General features: G+C 56.0%; 22 protein-coding genes. 13 read left to right on the top strand and 9 right to left on the bottom strand.

Features of this window, described 5'->3' with window-relative positions; genetic code table 11:
- Positions 1-27 precede the first annotated feature (27 nt).
- The 3 genes from AC2FI7_RS07415 to AC2FI7_RS07405 all read left to right on the top strand — a co-directional run bounded on the left by AC2FI7_RS07415 (position 28) and on the right by AC2FI7_RS07405 (position 3,638).
- Entirely contained in the window at positions 28-996 is a 969-nt protein-coding gene (locus AC2FI7_RS07415) for an ABC transporter substrate-binding protein (protein WP_010442658.1), read from the top strand.
- Between the two features lie 64 nt (positions 997-1,060).
- Entirely contained in the window at positions 1,061-2,110 is a 1,050-nt protein-coding gene (locus tag AC2FI7_RS07410) for a quaternary amine ABC transporter ATP-binding protein (protein WP_496815663.1), read from the top strand.
- 10 nt (positions 2,111-2,120) lie between these two features.
- Positions 2,121-3,638 (top strand): ABC transporter permease, encoded by a 1,518-nt coding sequence (locus tag AC2FI7_RS07405; RefSeq protein ID WP_010442656.1) that lies wholly within the window; start codon positions 2,121-2,123, stop codon positions 3,636-3,638.
- A 418-nt stretch (positions 3,639-4,056) separates the two neighbouring features.
- On the opposite strand, the gene AC2FI7_RS07400 is transcribed toward AC2FI7_RS07405, so the two are convergent.
- From AC2FI7_RS07400 to AC2FI7_RS07370, 7 genes are read right to left on the bottom strand one after another with little or no spacing between them, the layout of a single operon-like run.
- Complete coding sequence (locus tag AC2FI7_RS07400) at positions 4,057-5,121, bottom strand: ABC transporter ATP-binding protein (RefSeq protein WP_010442655.1); 1,065 nt, start codon at positions 5,119-5,121, stop codon at positions 4,057-4,059.
- Positions 5,121-5,906 (bottom strand): ABC transporter permease, encoded by a 786-nt coding sequence (locus AC2FI7_RS07395; protein ID WP_010442654.1) that lies wholly within the window; start codon positions 5,904-5,906, stop codon positions 5,121-5,123. The genes AC2FI7_RS07400 and AC2FI7_RS07395 overlap by 1 nt, the downstream gene beginning before the upstream one ends.
- Positions 5,903-6,766, bottom strand: coding sequence for an ABC transporter permease (locus AC2FI7_RS07390; RefSeq protein ID WP_170477115.1), 864 nt, complete (start codon positions 6,764-6,766; stop codon positions 5,903-5,905). The genes AC2FI7_RS07395 and AC2FI7_RS07390 overlap by 4 nt, the downstream gene beginning before the upstream one ends.
- Before the next feature lie 28 nt (positions 6,767-6,794).
- The gene (locus AC2FI7_RS07385; RefSeq protein WP_010442652.1) at positions 6,795-7,835 is read right to left on the bottom strand and encodes an ABC transporter substrate-binding protein; all 1,041 of its coding nucleotides are present in this window, start codon (positions 7,833-7,835) and stop codon (positions 6,795-6,797) included.
- A 41-nt stretch (positions 7,836-7,876) separates the two neighbouring features.
- Positions 7,877-8,809 (bottom strand): PfkB family carbohydrate kinase, encoded by a 933-nt coding sequence (locus AC2FI7_RS07380; protein WP_010442651.1) that lies wholly within the window; start codon positions 8,807-8,809, stop codon positions 7,877-7,879.
- A complete protein-coding gene (locus tag AC2FI7_RS07375; RefSeq protein WP_496815664.1) occupies positions 8,806-9,831 on the bottom strand; it encodes an ADP-ribosylglycohydrolase family protein in 1,026 nt (341 codons plus the stop codon). Before AC2FI7_RS07375 ends, AC2FI7_RS07380 begins: the two co-directional genes overlap by 4 nt.
- Before the next feature lie 5 nt (positions 9,832-9,836).
- Positions 9,837-10,568 carry a GntR family transcriptional regulator gene (locus AC2FI7_RS07370; protein ID WP_010442649.1) on the bottom strand — a complete coding sequence of 244 codons (732 nt, stop codon included), beginning with the start codon at positions 10,566-10,568 and terminating at the stop codon, positions 9,837-9,839.
- Positions 10,569-10,740: 172 nt separating this feature from the next.
- On the opposite strand from AC2FI7_RS07370, the gene AC2FI7_RS07365 reads away from it, so the two are divergent.
- From AC2FI7_RS07365 to AC2FI7_RS07335, 7 genes are read left to right on the top strand one after another with little or no spacing between them, the layout of a single operon-like run.
- Positions 10,741-11,568 (top strand): FAD binding domain-containing protein, encoded by an 828-nt coding sequence (locus AC2FI7_RS07365; protein WP_029622116.1) that lies wholly within the window; start codon positions 10,741-10,743, stop codon positions 11,566-11,568.
- Positions 11,568-14,303 carry a molybdopterin-dependent oxidoreductase gene (locus AC2FI7_RS07360; RefSeq protein WP_496815665.1) on the top strand — a complete coding sequence of 912 codons (2,736 nt, stop codon included), beginning with the start codon at positions 11,568-11,570 and terminating at the stop codon, positions 14,301-14,303. The genes AC2FI7_RS07365 and AC2FI7_RS07360 overlap by 1 nt, the downstream gene beginning before the upstream one ends.
- Positions 14,303-15,787 (top strand): hypothetical protein, encoded by a 1,485-nt coding sequence (locus tag AC2FI7_RS07355; RefSeq protein WP_010442646.1) that lies wholly within the window; start codon positions 14,303-14,305, stop codon positions 15,785-15,787. Before AC2FI7_RS07360 ends, AC2FI7_RS07355 begins: the two co-directional genes overlap by 1 nt.
- A complete protein-coding gene (locus AC2FI7_RS07350) occupies positions 15,784-16,647 on the top strand; it encodes a UPF0280 family protein (protein WP_010442645.1) in 864 nt (287 codons plus the stop codon). The genes AC2FI7_RS07355 and AC2FI7_RS07350 overlap by 4 nt, the downstream gene beginning before the upstream one ends.
- Positions 16,634-17,215, top strand: a complete 582-nt coding sequence (locus AC2FI7_RS07345) for an amino acid synthesis family protein (RefSeq protein ID WP_496815666.1) — start codon at positions 16,634-16,636, stop codon at positions 17,213-17,215. Before AC2FI7_RS07350 ends, AC2FI7_RS07345 begins: the two co-directional genes overlap by 14 nt.
- On the top strand, positions 17,212-17,796 hold the full coding sequence (locus AC2FI7_RS07340; protein ID WP_010442643.1) for an amino acid synthesis family protein: 585 nt from the start codon (positions 17,212-17,214) through the stop codon (positions 17,794-17,796). The genes AC2FI7_RS07345 and AC2FI7_RS07340 overlap by 4 nt, the downstream gene beginning before the upstream one ends.
- 8 nt (positions 17,797-17,804) lie before the next feature.
- On the top strand, positions 17,805-18,230 hold the full coding sequence (locus AC2FI7_RS07335; RefSeq protein WP_010442642.1) for a MarR family winged helix-turn-helix transcriptional regulator: 426 nt from the start codon (positions 17,805-17,807) through the stop codon (positions 18,228-18,230).
- A 61-nt stretch (positions 18,231-18,291) separates the two neighbouring features.
- Here the strand turns inward: AC2FI7_RS07335 and AC2FI7_RS07330 are convergent, their stop codons facing one another.
- Positions 18,292-19,458: an amidohydrolase family protein gene (locus AC2FI7_RS07330; protein ID WP_010442641.1), complete on the bottom strand. Its 1,167-nt coding sequence runs from the start codon at positions 19,456-19,458 to the stop codon at positions 18,292-18,294.
- Positions 19,459-19,683: 225 nt separating this feature from the next.
- Between AC2FI7_RS07330 and AC2FI7_RS07325 the strand changes: the two genes are divergently transcribed.
- Complete coding sequence (locus tag AC2FI7_RS07325) at positions 19,684-20,487, top strand: ferredoxin--NADP reductase (protein WP_010442640.1); 804 nt, start codon at positions 19,684-19,686, stop codon at positions 20,485-20,487.
- Positions 20,488-20,556: 69 nt separating this feature from the next.
- Here the strand turns inward: AC2FI7_RS07325 and AC2FI7_RS07320 are convergent, their stop codons facing one another.
- Positions 20,557-21,324: a copper chaperone PCu(A)C gene (locus AC2FI7_RS07320; protein ID WP_010442639.1), complete on the bottom strand. Its 768-nt coding sequence runs from the start codon at positions 21,322-21,324 to the stop codon at positions 20,557-20,559.
- 87 nt (positions 21,325-21,411) lie between these two features.
- On the opposite strand from AC2FI7_RS07320, the gene AC2FI7_RS07315 reads away from it, so the two are divergent.
- Both AC2FI7_RS07315 and AC2FI7_RS07310 read left to right on the top strand, forming a co-directional pair.
- Positions 21,412-22,749, top strand: a complete 1,338-nt coding sequence (locus AC2FI7_RS07315) for a hypothetical protein (RefSeq protein WP_496815667.1) — start codon at positions 21,412-21,414, stop codon at positions 22,747-22,749.
- Positions 22,750-22,839: 90 nt separating this feature from the next.
- A complete protein-coding gene (locus AC2FI7_RS07310; RefSeq protein WP_010442637.1) occupies positions 22,840-24,132 on the top strand; it encodes an ABC transporter substrate-binding protein in 1,293 nt (430 codons plus the stop codon).
- Positions 24,133-24,153: the final 21 nt, after the last annotated feature.

The following is a 24,153-nucleotide window of genomic DNA, read 5'->3' as shown; positions in this document are numbered from 1 at the left end:
GCAACTCAACGAAACGGGAGAAATAATATGAAAAAAGGAATGCTAACGGCAGCATTGACCCTGACTTTGGGCGCTACAACCGCGATCGCACAGGACAAAGTGATGGTCGGTGAACCCAGCTGGCCCGGTGCCAAGATTATGAGCCGCGTCATTGGTCAGGTTATCGAAACACGTCTAGGCGGCGAAGTTGGCTATGCGCCTGGCGCCAATGCGGTCATCTTTGCAGCGATGGATGGCGGGCGTGGCGATATCGACGTGCACCCGGATGTCTGGCTGCCGAACCAGTCTTCGTTCACCGACGAGTATGTCGATCAGAAGGGCACTGTCGCGCTGTCTTCTGGCAGCTACGAGGGGCGCGCCGGCATCTGCGTGCCGAATTATATGGTTGAGGATCACAACATCCGTTCAATCTACGATCTGGCCACCCCAATGGCGCAAGAGCTCTTCGACTCGGATGGTGACGGCATGGGTGAGGTTTGGGTTGGTGCTTCGGGCTGGGCTTCAACCAACACATTCAAAGTGCGGGTGCGGGACTATGGGATCGAGACCTTCCTGACACCAACGACCGAGGATGAAACCGTGTTCTATTCGCGCTTGAAGGATCAGGTTGACCAACAGAAGGGTGCGGCCTTCTACTGCTATGCGCCGCATTACGTGCATGCTTTGTATGATGTGACAATTCTGGAAGAACCCGAACATGATGCGACCACATACAAGATGGTGCAGCCCGATCAGGACGCAGATTGGTTCAACAAGTCCCATATCAGCACCGGTGAACCGGTCAAGACCGTGACCGTCGCCCATTCCAAATCGCTTGAGCAGCGCAACCCGGCAGCGGCGTCCTTTCTGGCTAATATCGACATGGATGCCGGCGAGCTAAGCGGTCTGACTTACGAGGTCGTCGTCAAAGGGCGTGATACAGACGAGGTCGTGGCCGAGTGGATCGCCGCCAATGGCGATACCGTCGACAGCTGGCTTGGTCTGACCACCAACTAAAACCTGTGCGCCCCCGATGATTTCGGGGGCGTTGCTCGATTCATTCAACTGCGGTGGGGTCAGTATGACAGCGGATATCGCAATCGACGCAAAAGGCGTTTGGAAGGTTTTTGGTGCGCGGTCGCAGGAAGCTTTGCAAGCCATCCACAGCGAGGGGCTGAGCAAGGCCGAAGTACTGGAGCACTTCGACTGCGTTGTCGGCGTCGCCGATGCAAGTTTCGAAATCGAGCGGGGTGAGTTGTTCTGTGTCATGGGCCTGTCGGGCTCGGGCAAGTCGACCCTTGTGCGGCATGTGAACCGTCTACTGGAGCCCACGGACGGCCATATCTATTTGGATGGCGAGGATGTGATGGGCCTGAATGATGAGAGCTTGCGCGACCTGCGCAACCGGCGCGTCGCTATGGTGTTCCAGAACTTCGGCCTGATGCCCCACCGTACTGTCCGCGACAACGTAGCGATGCCGCTGGAAATCCGAGGCACCGGCAAGGCGCGCCGCTGGGAAGAAGCGGACCGGGTGCTGGAACTGGTCGAACTGAATGGCTGGGAAGACAAATACGCTCATGAGCTGTCGGGCGGTATGCAGCAACGTGTGGGTCTGGCCCGTGCCATCGCCGCCGACCCCGAGATATTGCTGATGGACGAGCCGTTCTCGGCCCTCGACCCGCTGATCCGAAAGCAGTTGCAGGACCAGTTCATGGACCTCAGCCACAAGCTGAACAAGACCACGATGTTCATCACCCACGATCTAGATGAAGCGATCCGCATCGGACATCGTATCGCGATCATGAAGGACGGGCGCATTGTGCAGATCGGTACGCCGGAAGAAATCATCCTCAACCCCGCCGATGACTACGTGGCCGACTTTGTGGCAGGGATTTCCAAACTCAACATGATCTTCGCCCATGCGGTGATGAAACCGGTCGAAGAGTTCGAGGCGCATCACGGCGAAGTGCCCGAAGATGCCAAAGAGGCGCATCCGGACATGGATTTGTCCGATCTGATGAACCTCTGCGTTGATGGTCATGGAGTTGTAGCCGTCGCTCAGGATGGCAAGACCGTGGGTGTTATCAACCGAGCGGGTCTGATCCGCGCGATTCAGGACAGTCAAGCCTAAGGGGGCCGCTATGAAACATGTTGATACACAACAGATCCAACCGGAAACCGCCGACCGCCTGAATGGCTTGATCGGAGATTTCGTGGGGCAGGGGCAGTCCTATTACCAAAAGACGTTTGCCTACATGATGCAGGCCCCCGGCTACCGCTTTACGCTGAACAAGGCCGCCGCAATTCTGGGGCCGATATGGTTCGGGGCGCGGGGGCTGTGGTCGTGGTTCCTTGGGTTTTTGGTGCTGGAAACGCTTGCCTATATCCAAATCGGTCTGGGCTTATTCGGTGATCTGGGCCGTGAGTTTCGGGAACGCGCGGAACAGATTGAGCAGACACTGGAGCTGCGCCGCCAGCAAATTGCAGCGGCAGAGCAATCCGGTTTAACCACTTTGGAGTCATTGAAGCGCGCCGCGGAATCGCTTGAGGGTGCTTTGGCAGGCGCGCAGGAGGCCGCACGTTCGGCGGATTCGACAGGATTCACCTATCTGGTTATCGGGATCGTCCTTCTGCTGGCGTTTAAGTTCCTGGCCGCCTCGTTGGCCAACTGGACGCTTGAAGGGCAGTTCGCGCGCTGGCGTTCGGACCCGAGCGTAGCGCATGGCTGGTCGCTGCCTCGGGTAGTCGTCGCGACGGCGCTGACTGCCGTGGTAGTAATCTTGTCGATGATCAAGTTTGCGCAACCCGATGCGCTAGCGGTACTCAAAACTTTCCCAACCAACCGGGACTGGCGTTTAAACGTCGGCGATGGCGTACAAGCAGTGTTTGAATGGACCAAAACCGCCGGGCGCGGCTTCTTCGATGGGCTGACCTTTGGGATGCGCACCCTGCTGGACTGGATTGAGGTAGTGCTGGTCGATACGCCGTGGCCGGTCGTGGCACTGGTGATTATCATGCTGGCCTATCTCTCTGCCGGACCGCGCGTGGCAATCTTCACCGGTGCAGCGCTGGCCTATCTGGGCCTATTGGATTTCTGGGAAAAAGCGATGACCACGATTGCCCTGCTGGGCGCGGCGGCGCTGATTTCGATCACGCTAGGTATCCCGCTGGGCATCTATTGTGCGCGCCGCCCGCGGGCGTTTGCAATCGTGCGACCGATTTTGGATTTCATGCAGTCGATGCCGTCCTTCGTCTACTTGATCCCGGTCGTGGCCTTTATCGGATCAGGCAAGCCAGCGGGCGTGGTCGCAACAATGATCTTCGGCAGCCCCCCGGTGATCCGTTTTACCGTTCTTGGCCTGCAGCAAGTTCCCGAAACCGTGCGGGAGGCCGCCTTGGCCTTCGGAGCGACGCCCCGGTATCTGCTATGGAGGGTAGATCTGCCCCTGGCGCACAAGACTATCATGGCGGGTGTGAATCAGACTATCCTGATGTCTCTTGCGATGGTGGTCGTCGCCTCGCTGATCGGTGCAAAAGGCTTGGGCGAGGACGTGCTGGAGGCGCTTCAATATGCCGCTGCAGGACAAGGAATTTTGGCTGGATTGGCGATCCTGTTCTGCGCGCTCATCCTGGATCGAATTGTGGCTGGAAGAAAATGACAAATACGTCAAGCGCACGATCACTCGACAGTATTTCGAGGTGGCGATGCAGATTTTTTCGCAGATGTCACGGTTTCGTCTGAACCCTTAGTTGAAGCAACCTCTCTGGTCCGGGCATGTGGGCAGCGCAGGCACCTACAAGGTGGCAGGCTATGTTGTTCTACCAATCTGATTGAAGCTGGTTCGAATTGTTTTCCAACCCGGTGGCAGCGCAGATCCAGTGCCGCATACGTTGGATTGATGTTTGAACCCAGATCGTCGGACTAATAATCGCATTCGCCACCCAGTGAGGCGTCATTCAATTAATAAGTTGAACTGGCCAGATGCAGTCACGTCGATTGTCACGAGGTCACCGCACATCAGGCCGTGTTTGTTCTAGCGTCACGCACGAGGGTTTTAGATCTTGATCTGGCTCGGCTCAGTTGGGGTCAAACCCAACTGATCCTTCCGGGACAACAATCGTGTGCTCGGGTTTCCAGCTCAGCCATATTTCGCCGCCTTCGGGCAAATCCGGGATGTCCTGATCGCGCGCAATGACTTTGAAGGTGTTGTCGTTGTGTTTCAGGACGCAGGTCGCCATCGCTCCGGCGAAGATGCGACGGACCAGCGTGGCGGGGAGTTTTGAGATCTCGTCGCCGTCAGGCTCTGAGATCGATATGCTCATGTTCTCGGGTCTGACGGCCAGCGTCGACTGCGGTGTCGCGCTGTGTGGTAATTTGATATCCGCACCGCCAGAACTCAGAGCCAAGCCGCTTTGACCTGTCAGAATATTGGCTTCGCCCAGAAATTCGGCGGTAAAGACGTCGACGGGATTGTTGTAGACTTCGCGTGGCGGGCCAGCCTGAATCATCGTGCCCTGTCTGAGGATGCCGATCTTGTCTGACAAAGTAAGGGCTTCTTCCTGATCATGGGTCACAAAGATCGTTGTAATGCCAATCTCACGCTGAATACGCTTCAATTCTATCTGCATGTCGACGCGCAAAGATTTGTCCAAGGCCGATAGCGGCTCGTCCAATAGAAGCACCTTTGGATTAGTGACAATAGCCCGTGCCAATGCCACGCGCTGTCGTTGACCACCAGACAACTGATGAGGTTTGCGGTCGCCCAGTTGCCCAAGCTGTACCAATTCCAGCGCTTCACTCACGCGGCGGCGTTCCTCAGCGGCACCTACTTTGCGTACACGCAAGCCAAAACCCACATTGTCGGCGACGGTCATATTGGGAAACAGAGCATAGTTCTGGAACATCATTCCGATGTCGCGCTTTTCGACGGGAATGTGCTCGACCGACTGATCACCGATATGGATCGAACCACTATCCGCAAAGATGAATCCGGCAATGGCACGCAGCAACGTCGTCTTACCGCTGCCTGACGGGCCGAGCAGGGCAAAAAAACCACCATCCGGAAAGTGCATGGTGACGTCATTCAAAGCCTTGAGTGACCCGAATGTTTTGGTGACGTTTTGGACAGAAACATCGGCCATCAGCGTTCTCCTCCGAAATTTGAGAACCGGGCTGCAAACAGCATCACGGCCATCGAGATTACGATAATGATTGTCGAGATTGCATTGATTTCCGGCGTGAAGCCTTTGCGGATCGAGGTGTAGATCAGCACTGGCAACGTGCTGTCGCCGGGTTCGGAGAGGAAGTACGATACAACGAACTGGTCAAAACTGACCGCAAAAGCGAACAGAGCACCGGCAATGATCCCCGAGGCGATCCAGGGCAAGGTAACGCGGCGCGTCACAGTCCAGCTGTCGGCACCCATGGACCTTGCGGCCTCTTCCAGTGTGGGATCAAATGTCGCCAAACGGGCGCTGACGACGACGATCACGTAAGGCAGTGCAAGCGCGACATGGCCGATCAGAACCGACGGTGTGCCGCGGCCAAGACCGACGCCATAGAAAAAGATCAGCATCGCCGTGCCGGTGATCAGCCATGGAATTGCGATCGGCGGGAACAGCATCACCTGCAGGAAGCGCTTGCCTCGAAACTCGAACCGGAACAGGGCCAGCGAGGCGGCTGTGCCCAAGATGGTGGCAATCACTGTTGTAGCCAGTGCGATCAAAATTGAGCGGGTCGCGGCATTCAGAATTTCGGTGTTCTGGCCCAGTTTTTCGTACCATTTTAGCGAAAAATCAAAGGGCAGTTGATAATACTGTGACGCGTTGAAAGACATGAACGCCATGACGATGATCGGGGCGTAAAGAAAGAACAGGATCAAGCCAAGCCAAACCTTACCTGCCCAGACCAGATAGGTGTTCTTCATGTCTGTGCCCTCCGCAACGCCGGGCTGGCGGTTGCCAGGATCACCAAAACCACCGCAAGCAGGATAAAGGACAAGGCAGCCCCTAAGGGCCAATTGAATACGGCCACGAACTGATCCTCAATCACGGTGCCAAAATAAGTTCCGACACGACCACCTAATATGCGTGGCTCCATGAAAGAGCCGACGACAGGTACAAAAATCAGTACCGCACCGGCCAGCAGCCCGGGCAGGGACAAAGGCAGGATGACGCGCCATAGGATGGTCAGCTTGTTCGCCCCCATTGACCGCGCGGCGTCGATCAGATTGTCGTCGATGGCCTGTAAGGCCAGATACGAAGTCAAGATCACGTAAGGCAGGTAAGAGTGGACCAGGCCGATAACGATCGCAGGGGTCGAGAACATCAGGTTCACATCGACCTCGAACGGCAGGATCGCGTTGAGGCCGAGTTCTAGCACTCCATTTCCGCGCAGAACGATGGCCCAGGAAAATATCCGGACCAGCGAATTCGACCAGAAGGGCAGGATGACTAGAAGGAATAGTGCTTCGCGCGACTTACCCTTAATCGCCTTGGCCAAAACATAGGCGCAGGGAAAGCCAACCAGCACGGAAATCACCGTCACAGTCAGGCCCAGCTTTATGGATTTCCACAGCAGCGTTGCGTAAGTCGAGGTCTGGAAGAAGGCCTGATAGTTTTCAGAAGTGTAGTGCCATTCGGCATCGCCAAAAGGCACATCGGACAAAAAGCTGAAATACAACATCGCCGACAGCGGCAAAAATATTGCCACCGTCAGCCAAATATAAGCCGGAGAAAGCAGGCTGACGATCTTGAGCCTGTTTTGTCGGGCGAGAACCGTTGACATGTCTGCTTTCTCCTTAGCGTGCCTGGGCTTATTGGGCGGCTTTCAACCCTTGCCAGAGCTCAAGGTATCTCTCGCGGTTTTCATCCGAGACCGGACGCTGGAACTGGACGCGTGCCACGACTGCGGGATCGCCCAGAACGCGTTTGTTGAAGGCATCATCAGGCAACGCAGCGGCTGCCTTGGCATTGGCCGAAGCTGGGGCACCGCTTTCGGCCCATTTGACGTAGAACTCAGGGTCGATCATCCAATTGATAAAGGCGTGTGCAGCCTCTTTCTTGGTCGATGATGTTGGGATCGACAGACCATCCAACCAGCCGATTGCACCCTCGTCCGGCACGATGAATTGAACCGGTAGTCCGGAAGCCATCGAGCGGCTCGCAGAACCTGACCAGAAGGTCGCCACATCCAGATCGCCCGCGGCCATGAACTGGTTCCAGTCGTTCTCCGAACCCCAATAGGTTTTGATCTGAGGCATCAACTCGGCAAGTTTGGCCTCGATGGCATCGAGATCCAGGATGTCGTTGATATCCTGGCCCGTTGCGATAGCTGCGAATTGTACGGCTTCCAACGCGTCATCGCGGATCGAGACTTTGCCTTCGTGCGCCGTGTCCCAAAATACCTCAATCGACGTTGGCATCTCGTTGAATTCATTGGTGTTCACAGCAAAGGATGTCAGGCCCCAGGTCCAAGGCATTCCATGCAGCGCACCTCCGGCGTTGAGGTCCGGATTGGCGGCCAGATTTTCGGGCACGTCGCTAAAATTCGCGACCATCGAGCTGTCCACTGGCCCTATCAGCCCCTCGGCCTGCGCCTGTGGCGTAAAGGCCGCGTTGATCAGCACGACGTCATAGGCACCGGGGTTGGTCCGAAGCTTGGTCAACATCTCTTGTTCAGAATTGAAGTATTCATGAACGACGGTGTGGCCCGTTGCCTCGGTAAAGGCAGAAATGGCCCAGTCTTCGTCGGTTCCATACCCTTGCCAATTGAGAACTCGGATCTCGTCGGCAAGAACGGCCGCGCCCGTTGTTGTCAAAGCAACTGTGGTTGCCAATAGGATACGTTTGTTCATTGTGATCTCCCGGTTGAATGGTCTTTAGCTTTGGTTCTCGATCAACCCGCCTCTTTCTTGTTTAGGGCGTCCGTCACGACCGCCTGGGTCGGCGCCGTTGCGGGTCCTTGTTGTGTGGTTGACAACGCCGCAGCGACATTTGCGTAAATGGCGGCTTCTTTTGGGGTATCACCGCGCGCCATTCGGGCGATGAAACTGCCAACATGGGTGTCACCAGCGCCGTTGGTGTCCACCGCTTGAACGCGGTAAGGTGGGATATGGTGAAGAGCATCGGGCCGGGCCAGAATGCAGCCGTCTTCCCCCAGCCGCACAATAGTTCCACCGTCATCAGGGCGCGTTTCAGCAAGTGCTTTGGCTGCAGCAATAGGGTCCGTGTGACCAGTCAGAACCGCAGCTTCGCGCGCATTTGCACTGATCCATGTGGCCCGTCTCAATGCCGTCTGCAGCACCTCATGTGGGAGAGAGGCGATGATGGGCGAAGGATCGAACACCAGGTTATTGATGCGGGCATCCGAAGATAACCTCTGGTGCAGCGCATCACGCGAGCCCGTGTAGTGCAAAGCGTAGCCAGACAAAAGGGTCCAGTCGAATTCGGCAAAGCTGATCTGCGTTAAGTCCTCGGCAGTCACGTGCCCTTCAGCACCGTCGCTTGCCACAAAGGTCCGCTCACCCTGAGGGTCGATCATCACGGTACAGCAGCCCTGATCGCGTGTTAGGTCTTGTGCCCGCAGGAACGGGATACCTTCGGTGTTAAGACCTTCGCGAATAATCTTGGCAAATGGGCCAGATCCGATAGAGCCTCCATAGAATACCATCATACCCGCGCGTTTCGCGGCCACCATGGCGTTGAACCCGCCACCAGGTGCGATGGAGAAACCCTTGACGATAGCTTCTTCACCAACCGCTGGAACAGCTTTGACCTGATAGAGCAGATCGGCCACAACACCTGACATCTGAAGAAGACGAGTGGTCATCTTGCGGCCTCCGTCTTTTCGTCAGACGTATTGCGAAGAGAAAGCAACTGTTCCGCTATTGCTTCGACGGGTAGGTTGTTGGCAGCACGAACAGGTTCGAGTACAGCGGGTGCGATGGCTTCAATTCCGGCGCATGCCCCTGCCATCGCTCCGGCAATAGCGCCGATCGTATCTGTGTCGTCCCCAATATTCGCAGCAATCCGGGTGGCCTTCCAAACATCCCCCGACGCCATCCTTACGATGCCAAAGGCCGCCGGGACAGATTCAAACGAAGAGACAGAAGTTCCGACGAGCTGCGCGAATTCGACATCGGTCAGGCCCTGATCAGCGAGATCAAGTGCGTTTGAAATCCGACGGCGCATGTTTGCTTCGCCAAACCGATGGCCGCGTTTCTGCCCTTGCTCTGCGGCGTCCAGCGCGGTGTCGAGCGCTGCGTCGAAATCAAGACCATCCACACCACAGCTGACGACAGTGGCAACAGCAGCAGCGGCGGCGATGGCTTCGCCCGTGTTATGCGTCATACGGCAGGCCAGTTCCACGCGGTCCAAGAATTTCTGCGTTGGCGAGAAATGCGTGGCGATCCCAACTGGCGCAATTCGCATCGCAGCGCCGTTTGTCGTTCCGTTGCGCCCCGTTTCGCTGGCTGGTTCTCCGTTCAGCATCGCTGCAAGAGCCGCTTTGGAAGATGGACCCAGCAGGTCGCGCAAACCACGCGCTCGGACGTCACTCTCCCAATCCAGCAGGTCTTGCGCCCAAAGCGCCTCGTCAAAACCTTCGCCATCTTGCACAAGACGTTGAGCCAACAGAAATGCCTGCTCGGTGTCATCCGTCACCTGCGCCGCCTGTAGGCCATGAGAGACCGGATGGTCGGGGTAGGGGGCGACATAAGCTGTGATCTCGCCATAATGTTGCGCTATTTCTGGGCGCGACAGCGTTTGTGAGGGCATACCCAACGCATCCCCGATGGCCATTCCGGCAAGAGCGCCACAAGCGCGACTGAAAGCCAGTTCTCCAGTGGCCATAGCCGTCAAAACTCCATGTGCAGACCAAACAGGTCTGGGTCCAGAATGCTCTCGACGAATTCCAGGGAGTCCCCGTCGGCTGAACGGGTCAACCGGCACAGCCGCAACATCGGTTCTCCTGACACGCGCCCCATGACAGCCGCGTCTTCCGCGCTGAGCGCGGGCAACACACGCGCCCATTCGCTACCGCCGTTGACTGCCAACCCGCGACTGCGAAGCGTTTCCGTCAAAGAGCCGTTTTCCAAACCGGTCTCAATTATCTCGGAAAACTCCGAACGCCATGGGACACGGCTGCGTTCCAGCGAAACTCCCTGACCGGTGTTCACACGAAAACGTAAACGATCGACCATCAGGACATCGGTGCCGACACTTTCAGGTGCGTCTGCTAAATCCATTTTACCGCGTGTCAGGCGAAGAATCCGCGTCGCAAGTTCTGTTTCACCCGAGGATAGTGCAACGCTCCATCCCTTGCGGTCGTCGATCGTTTTTCCCCCAAAGGTAACAAATGATCCGATGCCACGCCGGGTCGTTATCAGACCCTTGCGGCTGAGGATATCGAGGCTTTTGCGTATTGTGTTTCGACTGACTGAGAACCGTTTGACCAGCGCGTTCTCACTGTCCAGCGGTGCGCCTGTATCCAACCCACCTGACCGGATCTCTTCCTCTAGCATGAGTGCGATCCTGACAGATTTCGGTGCTCCGATCCGGTCAGTGCTTGTTGATTCTTGTTCAGACATGTTCATCCTTGTACCTTATCTGGATTCGATTATCTGTCAACTTGGGTATACGGAGGCCCACTTGGCTCAAACTGCGGCCCATGTATGATTGGATGTGTTCTCAGGACAGTTCTGTTGACTCTGGCAAACGTCCACACTTATCATTAGTGTGCTAATGAAAGTGGATATGTGCATGGCCTACTCACAACCAAGCTTGTTGCCTGATGCGCTGGGCATTCTTAAGCAGGCTGGGGTCCGCATTATTGCAGGTGGGACAGATTTCTATCCGGCGTTGAAAGCAGGCCAGCATCCCGAAAATCTGTTAGATGTAACAAGAATAGATGGGTTTTCGGACATCACGCAATCTGAAGGGGGCACAAGAATTGGTGCAGCCGTCACATGGTCGGATGTTGTTAGAACTGATCTTCCTCGGGCCTTTGATGCCTTGAAGCAGGCGGCGCGCGAGGTCGGAAGCCTGCAAATTCAAAATGCAGGTACGGTTGTCGGAAACATTTGCAACGCCTCTCCCGCCGCCGATGGTGTTCCACCTCTGCTTGCATTGAATGCTGAGGTTGAGCTGGCCAGTGCAGCAAAGGGAAAGCGTGTTCTTCCCCTCGAGGCATTTATCAGGGGTGTGCGGCAAACAGCGTTAATGGATGACGAACTGGTAACAGCGATCATCGTGCCGAAACCCCATGCTGGCATGACGTCTGGTTTTGAAAAATTAGGGAGCCGTCGCTATTTGGTCATTTCTATTGCCATGACAGCGGCAAATGTTCTTTTGGATGCAAAGGGAAGAATAGCCGAGGCTCGCATCGCAGTTGGGTCCTGTTCCGCTGTAGCGCAACGGCTTACGGCGTTAGAGGCGGGCCTGATCGGTCAGGATCCCGCTGATGTCGGGATTTCTCCGATTGATGTCGCAGCATTAACGCCGATCGATGATGTCCGAGGGACAAGTTCGTATCGGCTTGATGCAGTGCGTCATCAAATTCAGCGTGCAATTCACAAGGCGGTTTCGTGATGAACAAAGCGCTTTCAGACACCCCGACCCCATTTCGTTTGAATGGACGTGAAGCTGCCCCAATGCTTTTCCCCGGCCAACGACTGTCCGAAGTTCTGCGCGAAGGGTTGGGTCAACGCGATGTAAAGATTGGCTGTGATGCTGGGGATTGCGGTGCGTGTACTGTGCTGATTGAGGGTGAGCCCGTTTGCGCCTGTCTGACCCCAGCACATCAGGTTGCGGGGCGCGAGGTCGAAACTGTGCAAGGATTACATGCCAATGACCCCGTGGCAGCCAAGCTGGCGCAGAGCTTTCTGGATCATGGCGCGGCGCAATGCGGGATCTGTACGCCCGGCATGATGGTATCTGCCGTTGCGCTGCTGCGGGACGTGCCCGAGCCCACCGAGGCGCAAGTGCAGGATGCGTTGGGGGGTGTGCTATGTCGCTGTACAGGTTATCGCAAAATCATCGATGCGGTGATGGGTGCGCCCTCGGTTGCTATCGCGACAGCAGGTAAGGTGGGCGATGCGGTTCAGCATTTGGATGGGATCGAAAAAGTTTCGGCTACCGTCAAGTACGGCGATGATATTGCACCCGTGGGGTGCCTTGAGATTTTGGTCATTCGCTCCCCCCATGCCCGGGCGGTCTTTGAAATCGGTGACCTCGAAGGGTTCGCGCAGGCGGCTGGACTGGACGCGGTACTGACTGCGGAAGACGTGAAGGGCCAGAACAACTTTGGCGTGATACCCGGATTTGAAGACCAACCCGTCTTTGCCGAGCGGGAAACGCGTTTCAGGGGAGAGGCTGTCGCGGCCCTGATTGGTGCTCGGGATGTGCTTCGTGCGATCGATCCGGAAATGGTGCCGATTACCTGGACCGAACTGCCCGCCTTACAAGACATGGATGCGGCCGAAGACCAGAAAGCTGATCAACTTCATCACGGGCGGGAAAATAACGTGATGTGCACAGGGTTTGTGACCTGTGGCGATCCAAATGCGGCCCTAGGACGCGCGCATGTAATCGTGGAAGGCCGGTTTGAAAGCGGCTTTGTCGAGCACGCCTATATCGAACCTGAAGCCGGTTTCGCCGAAGTCGTGAACGGTCGCGTTGAGGTGCATGCCTGCACGCAAGCCCCGGTTATGGATCTCGAAGGGCTCGAGCGTGTTCTGGGGCTTGACCGGTCGGACATACGCGTTGTGCCAACGGCCACCGGAGGCGGTTTCGGTTCCAAGTTGGATATGAGTGTACAGCCCTATCTGGCGCTCGCGGCACTGAAGACAGGCAAGCGCGTGCGGCTTTGCTACACGCGTACTGAATCCATGCAATGTTCGACCAAGCGGCACCCCTCAGACATCACGCTTAGGATCGGTGCTGATAAGACGGGCAACCTCTGCGGCTTTGACTTTTGTGGCCGCTTTGACACGGGGGCTTATGCCAGTTGGGGCCCGACAGTGGCGAACAGGGTGCCGGTCCATGCTTCGGGACCGTACCGCGTCGCTGACTACATCGCGCAGGCCAAGGGTGTGCATACCAACAACCCGCCGTCGGGGGCGTTTCGCGGCTTTGGTGTGCCTCAGGCAGCCATTGCACAAGAATGTCTTTTCGACGATCTGGCTGAGAAGCTGGGAATGGATGCGCTGGAGTTCCGTGTTCTCAACGCTTTGGATAATGGTGTGCCGACCGTGTGCGGACATGTGTTTGACCAGGGGGTCGGGATCAAGGCCTGCCTTGAGGCATTGCGGTTTGCCTGGACGGAAGAGCGCGCAGGTGTTGAGGCATTCAACGCACAAAATGACGCTGTAAAACGCGGTGTGGGTATCGCCAGCGGATGGTATGGCTGTGGCAACACGTCTTTGCCCAACCCATCGGCCATCAAATGCGGCATTCGCGCTGATGGCACGGTGGTGCTGCATCAAGGCGCGATGGATATCGGTCAGGGGGCCAATACCGTCATCACCCAGATTTTTGCCACCGCACTTGGGGCCGAGGTGGGTCAGATTACGCTTGTCGGAGCGGATACGGATGTGACACCCGATGCGGGCAAAACCTCGGCTTCGCGCCAGACTTTTGTCTCGGGCAATGCGGCGCGGCTGTCGGGTGAGGCATTGCGGGCCATGATACTGGAGCGTCTGAACGTTGCCGAAGATGCTGCCTTGGAGTTCAGCGCCGGGGAAATTCAGGCGACTGATGCCGGGGGGGCTCGTGTGCTGGATCTTTCGGCTCTAGAAGCGGACTCGGATGGGTATGTTCTTCGCGCCGAAGAAAGCTATGATCCGCCGACAAAGCCCTTGGATAAAAATGGGCAGGGGCATCCTTACGCCCAATTCGGCTATGCTGCGCATCTGGCTGTTGTCGAAGTGGATACCGCGCTGGGCACAGTCACGCCAGTGAAATTCATCGCGGCTCATGATGTCGGTCAGGCCATCAACCCGATGCTGGTCGAAGGACAGGTCCATGGCGGTATTGCTCAGGGTCTGGGGATGGCGCTAATGGAGGAATACATCCCGGGCCGGACCGAGAACCTGCATGACTATCTGATCCCGACATTCGGTGACATCCCTCCGATTGAGACCATTATCATCGAAGAAGCCGACGCGCATGGACCTTATGGAGCCAAGGGTCTGGGAGAGCATGTTTTGATCCCAACGGCACCGGCGATCCTGAACGCAATCAAACATGCAACAGGGGTACGATTGTTCAAGGGACCGGCAATCCCCAGCGTCGTCCATGCAACCCTCAAGAAGAGTGTAACCTGATGACGGATGTAGCGAAGCCAGAAAAGATCCGCTGCGACGCCTGCCCGGTGATGTGCTATATCGCAGAGGGCAATTCGGGCGCCTGCGACCGTTATGCCAACCACGGTGGCGAGCTGGTTCGGCTTGATCCGTTGACCATCATCCAAAGCGGCCAAGACCTCGTTCCGTTCATGGGCGAGGGCGCGACAGAGGAATGGGATGGCGATATCTTCAAAGGTGAGCGTCAGTTTGTGACAGCTGTAGGAGCGGGAACCACTTATCCCGACTACAAGCCCGCGCCTTTTATCGCCAGCCAAGAGGTCGAAGGCGTCGATATGGTCACCGTCGTGACCGAGGGTATCTTTAGCTATTGCGGTGTGAAGGTGAAGATCGACACTGATCGCCACATCGGCCATGAGCGAGACGTGGTGCGCGTCGACGGGGAACCGATCGGCCATGTCATGACCTCTGAATATGGCTCAAAGATGCTATCCTTGGGTGGTGTCGAACACCTCACAGGTGGTAGCAAGAAAGAAGGCCGCGTAACCTGTGACGCGCTGCTGCGGCTGTGCAACCGAGAACCTGTCACGATGGTCATTGGCGAAGAGGATCACGCCACCGAAGTTGTGGTTGAGGCGGGAAAACCACCTATCATCAACGGTGTGACAGAAAGCTTGATGCGCGTAGGCTGCGGTTCTGCCACGATAGGCATGTTCCCGAAACAGTGGATCGGTCATGTCGACGACGTCGTGGTGGTGGATGACCACATCACCGGAGTGCTTAGCGAGCACGAGACCGGCAAGCAGCTTGATGTCCCAGCAACGGGGATCAAGATCAAAGGACGGCGCTCGACGCCTGGGCGATACTTCCAAGTGGCTGAGCCCGGCACCGGTTGGGGCGGGACAGATATCGAGGACCCTCTTGCGATCCTTGGCCCCTTCAACCCCAAAACAGCATGGGAAGGCTTGCGGCTGTTTATGGTGTCCACAACGGGTGAGCAGTTTTCATACTATGAACTCGACGCCGATCTTGTCCCGCAGCTGCGGGACGTACCCGCGAAACTGGCGGCTTCAGCTGCGCTGATTGCGGAAAACTGCGAACCTTCGGTTTGTTCAGTGCTGTTCATGGGTGGGGCAGGGGGATCGCTGCGCGCGGGCGTTACTGAGAACCCCGTGCGCCTGACCAAATCGGTTAAGGACGCGCTGACCCATGTGTCTTGTGGTGGTGCAGATGCCTATGTGTGGCCCGGAGGCGGGATCACTGTGATGGTAGATGTGTTGGATATGCCCACGAATTCTTTTGGCTATGTTCCAACTCCCGCGCTTGTCGCCCCCATCGAGTTTACCTTGCGTGTCAGAGATTACGCTGCTCTGGGCGGACATGTGGACCACATGCGCCGCGTCAGTGACATCAATTCGGATCAGGCTCGCCACGTACGACAAAAACCTAATGCCGGGGATCCGATGGATCTTGGAAATTACAACTGGAAGGCGGACGCAGAATGAGGCCGCGCGCGCGCCTTTTGCCCGATGGCCAACGGCTGCATCTGCAGCATGGCCCCAGTGATCTGATTGTTTGGGTGGAAGGGGATCGGGATCAGGCGTACCGGGCCGCAGCAAAGCGGTTCGAAACGATCATTGCCGAAATTGTTGAGGAACTGCCGGACCTCCGGGCGATGCTGTCTCCGCTAACAAAACGTCCCAACGGCACAGTTGCGCGTCGAATGCATGACGCGTGTCTGCCGTTGACTGATGTGGGGTACGTCACACGGATGGCCGCCGTGGCTGGAAGCATTGCGGATGAGGTGCTTGCGGCAATGACCCAAAGCGCGAATATCACGCGCGCTTATGTCAATAACGGTGGAGATATCGCTCTGTATCTGACCCCAGGAACGAGCTTCAAAACCTCGATCCAAGCCCATGACGGCGGCGAATTGGGTCGGATTGAAGTTGCGGACAAGGATCGTATCGGGGGTATTGCGACCTCTGGTCGCCATGGGCGCAGCCTGTCTCTGGGCATTGCGGACAGCGTGACGGTGCTCGCCTCATCGGCCGCTGAGGCTGACGTTGCGGCAACACTCATCGCCAATGCGGTGGACCTGCCGGGTCATCCATCGATCACACGTCGCGCCGCTTGCGATATCGACGAGAACAGTGATTTGGGGGAGTTGCCGGTCACTGTTAGCTGTGGTGTTTTGTCAGCCGAGGATTGTGAACGCGCTTTGGCCCGTGGTCTCAACCGCGCGACGTCGTTTCAGGCCCTGGGACGGATCGCGTCTGCGGGTTTGTTCCTCCATGGCCGATCTGTCACAACCGGTGCACACGCATTTTCGTTCCAACAAGAGATACAACATGTCCCAGCTTAATGTCCGGAAAACAGCCTATTCTGTCGAAGAGATTTTCCACGAAGGTGGCCCGGCCCCGGCGAACCCTCTGCGTCGGGCGGCGGCGATTGCGATCATCGAGAACCCATTTGCCGGGCGTTACGAGCCTGATATTCAGTGGTTCATGGAGGACCTCAAGCCACTTGGTTTGCAGATGGCGAGGCGATTGGTTGAGATGCTGGGCGGGGCGGACAAGATTGAAGGCTATGGCAAAGGCGCATTGATAGGTGAGGCGGGTGAGCTGGAACATGGCGCCCTGTGGCACGCTCCGGGGGGGTACGCTATGCGCGAACTTCTCAATGATTCCAACGCGATCGTACCCTCTACCAAGAAAGTCACGGGCGTTGGCGGGCGGCTCGATGTGCCGATCACCCATATAAATGCCTCTTACGTTCGAAGCCATTTTGACAGTATGGAGGTCGGCCTGAACGACGCGCCCAAAGCTCATGAAATGGCCGTCATTCTGGTCATGAGCACGGGACCACGCATCCACGACCGCGCTGGCGGCCTGGCAGCCAAGGATATCAAAGGAGAGGACGGCCTGAGATGAGAGCTAAGATTCGCAAGATCGCTGTAAACATCGAAGAAACGCATTCCGAAATCGGACGAAAGATCGACCCGGCCACCCGCAAGGCCGTCGCCGTTGCAGTAATCGAGAACCCGTTTGCGGGCACCTATACTGAGGACTTAAGCGCATTGATGGAGATCGGTGCAGAGCTGGGAACGCTGTTGGGTCGCAAATGCGTAGAAGCCCTTGGCATCACACCAGAGCAGGCAGAGAGCTATGGCAAGTCGGCCATGGTCGGCGAAAATGGCGAGTTGGAACATGCCGCTGCGATCCTCCATCCCAAGTTGGGCGCGCCGTTGCGTAAAGAAGTGGAAAAAGGGGCCGCCTTGGTGCCGTCTTCGAAAAAGATGGGTTCGCCCGGTCAGGTGCTTGATGTACCGCTTGGGCACAAGGACGCAGCCTATGTGCGCAGCCACTTTGACGGCATCGAAGTGCGGCTGAACGATGCGCCGCGTGCAAATGAAATCATGGTGGCCGTGGCTGTGACCGACAGCGGGCGGCCATTACCCCGTGTCGGTGGCTTGACCCACGATGAAGCAGAAGGCAAAGACGGGCTTCGTTAGGAGCACTTATGTCAAACAGCGTTGATCCCTACCATCTTGAAGACCAGGTCGGATATCTTTTGCGGCTGGCCAGTCAGCGCCATTCGATCATCTTTCAGAACCGAATTTCCAAAGATCTGACGCCGACGCAATTTGCCACGCTGATCCGGGTGGCCGAGAAGAAAGAGGTGTCGCAAAACCAGCTGGGCCGACTTGCGGCAATGGACATTGCGACGATCAAGGGCGTGGTCGACCGGTTGAAGGCTAAGGGACTATTGCAGGCGACTGCCGATCCCGGGGACAAACGCCGCTCGATCATCTCGTTGACCGAAGCGGGGGCGCAATTGATGGAACAGCTATACGCTGACGGGTTCGGGATTTCGCATGAAACCCTCGCACCTCTCAAGAAGTCCGAGCAAAAGACGCTTCTGGCATTGCTCAAAAAGATCACCTGACCTTCAAAGATCGCGTTGCCCGCATTTTGCGCCAAACAACCCAAGTCACCGAAAATCGAGTTTACAGAATACGTTCCGGCAGGCGTTGTGCGGGCGGTGTGTTGCGAGAACGTTCCGAGCAGATCACGCCATCAATGATCGTCATGCCGACACCCGGCAGATTCCCCTGCGCGACGCTTTCAAGCATGTTTTTTCCGGGCGCGTGCTGCGCTTGGTCCAGAAGGACGAAATCGGCGCAACGACCCTTTTCAATAAGACCCACATCCAGATCTCGCTGCCGTGCCGTGTTTCCGTTGCCAAAGCAGAAAGCGATCTCAGCAGGGACGTTGCCAAAGGCCGACAGCATGGCGATCATCCTTAGGATGCCAAGGGGCTGTACGCCTGACCCTGCCGGCCCGTCGGTGCCCAAGATCACCTGATCCAGTTTGCCTAATTCGCGCGCGGTATTCACCGTAAGCACCGCGGCGCGCTCATTGCCGTTATGAACGATTTCAAAGGCTTGCTTGGTGCAGGTCTCACAAAGGCAGATGATCTGATCATCCGGCAGCGCCGAATGACCTCCGTTGATGTGCCCGATCACGTCGGTACCTGTCTCGATCACCATATCCGCGTCGATGAGGCCGGACCCGGGGATGGATGGGCCTCCCGTGTGGATCGTGGACTGAATCCCATGTTTTCTGGCCCATTCGACCATCTGGTTTGCGGTTTTGCCATCTTTTACCGAACCCAGACCAACTTCGCCCAGATATTTCACTCCGGCGTTGGCCAGTTCGGCGAAATCCTCCTCGACCATGCCATGTTCGATGACAGGGGCGCCGGCATGGACCTTGACACCGGAGGGGCGAAAATTCTCATACCAGCGTTGTGCCGCGATCGACATCGCCTTAAGGCCGATCACATCTTTAGGTCGCCCCGGCATATGAACCTCTCCGGCCGAGATCATTGTGGTCACACCGCCGTTCAGAGTGGAGTCGATCCAGTGGAGTTGTTGCTGACGGGGCGTGTAGTCACCTACCACCGGGTGCACATGGCTGTCGATCAGACCGGGGCCAAGCGTCACACCATGGGCGTCTACGATGCTGGTAGCGCCGTCGGTATCGAGGTCCTTTTCATTACCCCATGCGTCTATCTTACCATCTATGGCAATCAGACAATCGCCATCAAAAATCGGTTCTTCCATTTTTCCTGACAGGATCATGCCGATGTTCTTTATGACAAGTTTTTCCATAAGATCCTCCCACTATTCATTAGTATACGAATATAATTAGCGGGCATGCGTCAAGATAATTCTGGGACGAGAGGCATTCTTCACAAATCAATTGACAGGATATTCCATTGCCTCATAATCATTAGTATACTAATGAAATGAATGGCCTGACAAAGGTGGTTGACAAATAATGCCTCATGGTTAGGGCATCTGGCCGCTTTCTTGGTGGCAAGAGGAGGTGATCTGATGGCGCTCGATTCCAAAGAGACAAAGTTCCCGATCCCGGCGGGTGTATTTGCCCAGACCGTAACTGAAGTGCAGCACTATACTGATCGGCTGTTTCGGTTCCGTATGACACGGCCTGCATCTTTCCGCTTCCGGTCCGGTGAATTTGTGATGATTGGCCTGCCAAATGCCGAGAAGCCTGTGTTCCGGGCCTACTCTGTGGCGTCTCCCAGTTGGGATGAGGAGTTGGAGTTTTATTCGATCAAAGTTCCGGACGGCCCGCTCACCGAGCATCTGCAAAAGATCAAGGAAGGTGACACCATATTGATGCGCAAAAAACCAACGGGCACCTTGGTGAACGATGCGTTGTTGCCGGGCAAACGGCTCTGGATGTTTTCTACAGGTACGGGATTTGCGCCCTTTGCCAGTTTGATCCGAGATCCTGAGACCTATGAGAAGTTTGAAGAGGTCATCGTCACCCATACCTGCCGCGAAGTCGCTGAACTTACCTATAGCAAGAACCTGGTTGCGTCTGTGAAAGACGATCCGTTGTGCGGAGAGTTTGCGCATGGCCTGAGCCTTTATGCCACCACCACACGCGAAGACTATCCATTCATGGGTCGCACTACCGATCTAATGACCAATGGCAAACTGTTTGAAGACCTAGAGGTTCCCCCAATTTCGCCAGATACCGACCGGGGCATGATCTGCGGCTCAATGAATATGCTCAAAGATACCAAGGCTCTACTCGAGGAGTTCGGTCTGGTCGAGGGATCGAACAGTAAACCAGACACGTTTGTTGTTGAGCGTGCTTTTGTCGATTAAGAACAACTGCTTGTGTTCTGCTTTTCTGTGATTCACTGAAGGCTTGTCACTTGCCAAAGGCAATCCGCATCATAGTGTAAATCTATAGGTTACCGAGATGGGTGCGCCATCGGACATATAAGGGCGGTGGTCGTTAGAGTTCAGCGCAACAGTTAATTCATAATCGCCGGGCTTCAGCGCTCCGACTTGAAAGCTGTTTTCGTAAAGTCGGCCAAGCTTCAGGCCGTTCAGATAGATATGGGCGTGACCCTGACCGTCGATATGCGGTGTGCCGTCCTCGACAAGGACAAACTCGAAGTTTTTAACGCTAATTTGAACAGCAAATCCGTCAGTGCTGACCTGCGGGTCCTGAACCAGCGCGATCGTCGGGCTAGGGGAGATTTCGATGCCGTTGGCATTGCTGTGGTCCATTAACGTCATACTGCCGGTTGCCTCTGGATTCAGGATGCGAGTCACCACCTCGCTGCCATCGTCAAACGTGAGCGCCAGCGAATGATAAGTGCCTTCGGGAAAGCTTCCGTCGGGCACTTGCAACATGATATGGGCCCCGTCCATTGCCAGTTGCGCCGGATCGCCACCAGGCACTACAAGTGGTTTGTCATGGCCAGGGTTCATTAATGACGTGTGGGCTCCAGATGGCGACGTGACGCTTTGAAGAATGCGAGGGTCACCGTCATTTTGCAGCTTAAGAGTGACCATGAACAGCGATCCCGACGCCCCCATCGGCGCGGCGCGCCCGTCGCTGACCTTTACAGCAGTTTGCGGCGTACCTGCGAATATGTAGGCGAAACCCAACGCGGCCGCGATACCTGCCACAGCGAACCAGCGTTTGCTCATCTGACTTGCCTCCTTGCAAGAATTTGTGTGTATGCTAACGAAGTGAAGTTGATTGTGAAGTCATTTCTAGCGTTAATTTGCGCCACTATGGTTGCTGGACCAGCCTTTGCCCATGCCGCCGATCAGGGTTTTGTGCTTCTTTTGCCCACCACCGCCTACATCACTGGTGGTGCAGCGACTGTGGCTGCGACAATCCTGCTGCTTGTTTGCCTGAGACCAGGGCAGATTGAGGTTATACTGCGGCCCATTACATTGCCTCTCAAGCGCGGTCGAGGCCGATGGTGCAACTGGGGTCAGATCGCAGCCTCCCTTTGTCTGATGTTGTTGATACTGATTGGTCTAAGGGGCCCAACGGACCCGCAAGCGAACCTCATGCCTTTGGTGTTGTGGACCATATGGTGGATGTTGCTTTTCATGGTGCAAGCGCTGATCTTCGATGTCTGGAAATGGGTTAATCCCTGGCCGGGCTTGCACCGTCTGTTGGCCCCAGATCACAAAGCACCTCTGACACTTGCAAAAAAACTTTCGATTTGGCCGGCTGTTGTTCTTATGGCGGCGTTTCAGGGCTTTGTTCTTGCCGATGCAGCACCAAACGATCCGGGCAGGCTTGCGAGTTTCGCGCTTGGATACTGGGGTTTTACAGTACTGGGTATGACCCTTTTTGGGCGCAAATCCTGGCTTGGTCAGGTCGAGTGCTTTTCGGTCTTGTTCGCACTGATCGGCACAATCAGATCGGTGCGCGGGTCAGCATTTGGCGTGCCGGGATGGCAAGTCTTTCACGGTAATCAGTTTGATCTAAGCCATGCGGCCTTTGTAATAATTATTCTCGCATCCGGCAGTTTCGATGGCCTCTACGAGACCTTCTGGTGGCTAGATCAGTTAGGGGTCAATCCCTTGGAGTATCCGGGGCGAACCGCGATGATCTGGCCAACGACGCTTGGCCTCTACACCAGTATGCTACTGCTGACGTGTATTTTTGCGCTCGCCGTTTACTTGGGAACGGTACTGGTGAACGAGACCGCTTCCTTCAAAATAGCCTTCATCCGCTTTTCCATCACCTTGCTGCCGATTGCGATCGGCTATCATTTTGCCCACTATTTCGTGACGTTTCTGGTTCAAATTCAGGTTGTAGTCGCAACACTGGCCGATCCTTTCGCGCTTGGCTGGAATCTGTTCGGACTAGGCAGCCGCCCCGTCAGGGTCGGGTTTCTGACGGTTCCAGACACTGTGAAGACCATCTGGCTCACCCAGACCGGTGTCGTTGTATTGTCGCATGTTTTGGCCGTCATCTTGTGCCACAGGACAGCTGAGGCTCTTTGCACATCCCGCCGGGACATTCTGCTGTTGCAATTGGGTCTGTCTATCTTGATGATTTTCTATACGATTTTCGGGCTGTGGCTGCTTTCCAGCCCGCGCGGAGCCTAAAAAATGTAGACAACTCGTTAGTATACATACAAACTGATCACAAAAGAGAGGCGAAACATCGCCCTAAAAACAACAGAGGAGATGAACGCCATGACAAAGACTTCAAAGATCAGTCGCCGTAGTACACTGCTTGGTCTCGGGGCCGGTGCAAGTGCTCTGGCCGCGGGTGGGGTGTTGCCTGGTTCTCTTGGTTTTGCGCAAGCGCAAAGTTCGGCGCCGATCAAAATCGGATTCCAAAAGCACGCGACTGGCATTGGCGCTGCATATGGCCGCTGGTATGACGTGGCAACTAACGCCGCTGCTGCGCGCATCAACGAAATGGGCGGCATCAATGGTCGCCCGGTCGAGATCATCACTGAAGACGACGCAACCGATCCTGGGCGTGGGGCCGAAGTGCTTGAAAAATTTGCCAACCAACACGAGGTAGACGTCGCTTTCGGTACCTTGTTCAGCCACGTGGTAATTGGCTCTGCGCCCCGCGCGGGCGAGTTGAAACTGCCTTATTTTGTTGTCTCCGAAGGTCACCATGTCGCCAGCGGCATGCTGAATCGCTATACGCTGCAACCAGGTATCACTGATGTGAAAAGTCAGGTTATTTCGATGGCACCCTTCGTCGCCGACAATCTGGGTAAGAAGGTCACGATGATTTATCCTGACTTTGCTTTTGGTCATGATCATCGCGACTTTTTCTCGCAAGCGATTGAAGCGCAGGGGGGCGAAGTTGTTGCGAAGATTGCTATTCCGCCCACCGAGACAACCTTTACCCGCTATTTCCCAAGCATCCCGCGCGAAACCGAAGTGATCTATCATGTGATGGTGGGCCCGGCAGTACTGACATTCGTCAAGGAAATGGGCGAATTCTTCGGGCCCAGCCGACCCGAGATTTTTGGTTTTATCGACAGCCTTGAAGCGGTTGATATACAAAGCCCCGGGCTTGAGTTCCTCGAAGGCACGTATTTCTGGGAAGGCATGCCGCGCTATAAGCAAGCCAACGAATCGGAGGCGGCCTCAGCCTATCGTGCGGCAGTTGGCGTGAATGACAGTGGCGCTGCGATCGATGACCCGGCCAATGTTGCCACTTACGCTCATATGTTCGGGTGTTGGGAAACGATGCATATCATCAAAGCTGGTATGGAAGCAGCGGACTACCAAGGGCCTGCAGATCGCTCCAAACTGATCGAAGCGGTCGAGGCGATGACTGACATGCCGGAATCCATCGAACATCCGCAGGGTGAAAAAGTCTTTAACGGCAAGACCCATCAGACCTTTGGCAAACAGTATATCTCAAAGGTTGGTGATGGCCGTCTTGATGTGGTGCATACCGCGTCAATCGAGGATGGCCTTTATGAAGATGAGGTGGATTACACCACGCAATCCTTCTGATCCCGACATTAGGCAAAAGCG

Source organism: Ruegeria sp. YTSA064, from assembly GCF_059610325.1.
This window is presented reverse-complemented; position numbering and strand designations above follow the sequence as displayed.

Excerpts from the sequence above, each read along its gene's own strand:
- AC2FI7_RS07395 (WP_010442654.1), bottom strand. The coding sequence starts at position 5,906 with ATGAAGAACACCTATCTGGTCTGGGCAGGTAAGGTTTGGCTTGGCTTG.
- AC2FI7_RS07325 (WP_010442640.1), top strand. The coding sequence starts at position 19,684 with ATGGCGCTCGATTCCAAAGAGACAAAGTTCCCGATCCCGGCGGGTGTA.
- AC2FI7_RS07320 (WP_010442639.1), bottom strand. The coding sequence starts at position 21,324 with ATGAGCAAACGCTGGTTCGCTGTGGCAGGTATCGCGGCCGCGTTGGGT.
- AC2FI7_RS07355 (WP_010442646.1), top strand. The coding sequence starts at position 14,303 with ATGACGGATGTAGCGAAGCCAGAAAAGATCCGCTGCGACGCCTGCCCG.
- AC2FI7_RS07350 (WP_010442645.1), top strand. The coding sequence starts at position 15,784 with ATGAGGCCGCGCGCGCGCCTTTTGCCCGATGGCCAACGGCTGCATCTG.
- AC2FI7_RS07365 (WP_029622116.1), top strand. The coding sequence starts at position 10,741 with ATGGCCTACTCACAACCAAGCTTGTTGCCTGATGCGCTGGGCATTCTT.
- AC2FI7_RS07370 (WP_010442649.1), bottom strand. The coding sequence starts at position 10,568 with ATGTCTGAACAAGAATCAACAAGCACTGACCGGATCGGAGCACCGAAA.
- AC2FI7_RS07415 (WP_010442658.1), top strand. The coding sequence starts at position 28 with ATGAAAAAAGGAATGCTAACGGCAGCATTGACCCTGACTTTGGGCGCT.
- AC2FI7_RS07310 (WP_010442637.1), top strand. The coding sequence starts at position 22,840 with ATGACAAAGACTTCAAAGATCAGTCGCCGTAGTACACTGCTTGGTCTC.
- AC2FI7_RS07315 (WP_496815667.1), top strand. The coding sequence starts at position 21,412 with ATGGTTGCTGGACCAGCCTTTGCCCATGCCGCCGATCAGGGTTTTGTG.
- AC2FI7_RS07340 (WP_010442643.1), top strand. The coding sequence starts at position 17,212 with ATGAGAGCTAAGATTCGCAAGATCGCTGTAAACATCGAAGAAACGCAT.
- AC2FI7_RS07390 (WP_170477115.1), bottom strand. The coding sequence starts at position 6,766 with ATGTCAACGGTTCTCGCCCGACAAAACAGGCTCAAGATCGTCAGCCTG.
- AC2FI7_RS07330 (WP_010442641.1), bottom strand. The coding sequence starts at position 19,458 with ATGGAAAAACTTGTCATAAAGAACATCGGCATGATCCTGTCAGGAAAA.
- AC2FI7_RS07405 (WP_010442656.1), top strand. The coding sequence starts at position 2,121 with ATGAAACATGTTGATACACAACAGATCCAACCGGAAACCGCCGACCGC.
- AC2FI7_RS07335 (WP_010442642.1), top strand. The coding sequence starts at position 17,805 with ATGTCAAACAGCGTTGATCCCTACCATCTTGAAGACCAGGTCGGATAT.
- AC2FI7_RS07385 (WP_010442652.1), bottom strand. The coding sequence starts at position 7,835 with ATGAACAAACGTATCCTATTGGCAACCACAGTTGCTTTGACAACAACG.
- AC2FI7_RS07360 (WP_496815665.1), top strand. The coding sequence starts at position 11,568 with ATGAACAAAGCGCTTTCAGACACCCCGACCCCATTTCGTTTGAATGGA.
- AC2FI7_RS07410 (WP_496815663.1), top strand. The coding sequence starts at position 1,061 with ATGACAGCGGATATCGCAATCGACGCAAAAGGCGTTTGGAAGGTTTTT.
- AC2FI7_RS07400 (WP_010442655.1), bottom strand. The coding sequence starts at position 5,121 with ATGGCCGATGTTTCTGTCCAAAACGTCACCAAAACATTCGGGTCACTC.
- AC2FI7_RS07375 (WP_496815664.1), bottom strand. The coding sequence starts at position 9,831 with ATGGCCACTGGAGAACTGGCTTTCAGTCGCGCTTGTGGCGCTCTTGCC.
- AC2FI7_RS07380 (WP_010442651.1), bottom strand. The coding sequence starts at position 8,809 with ATGACCACTCGTCTTCTTCAGATGTCAGGTGTTGTGGCCGATCTGCTC.
- AC2FI7_RS07345 (WP_496815666.1), top strand. The coding sequence starts at position 16,634 with ATGTCCCAGCTTAATGTCCGGAAAACAGCCTATTCTGTCGAAGAGATT.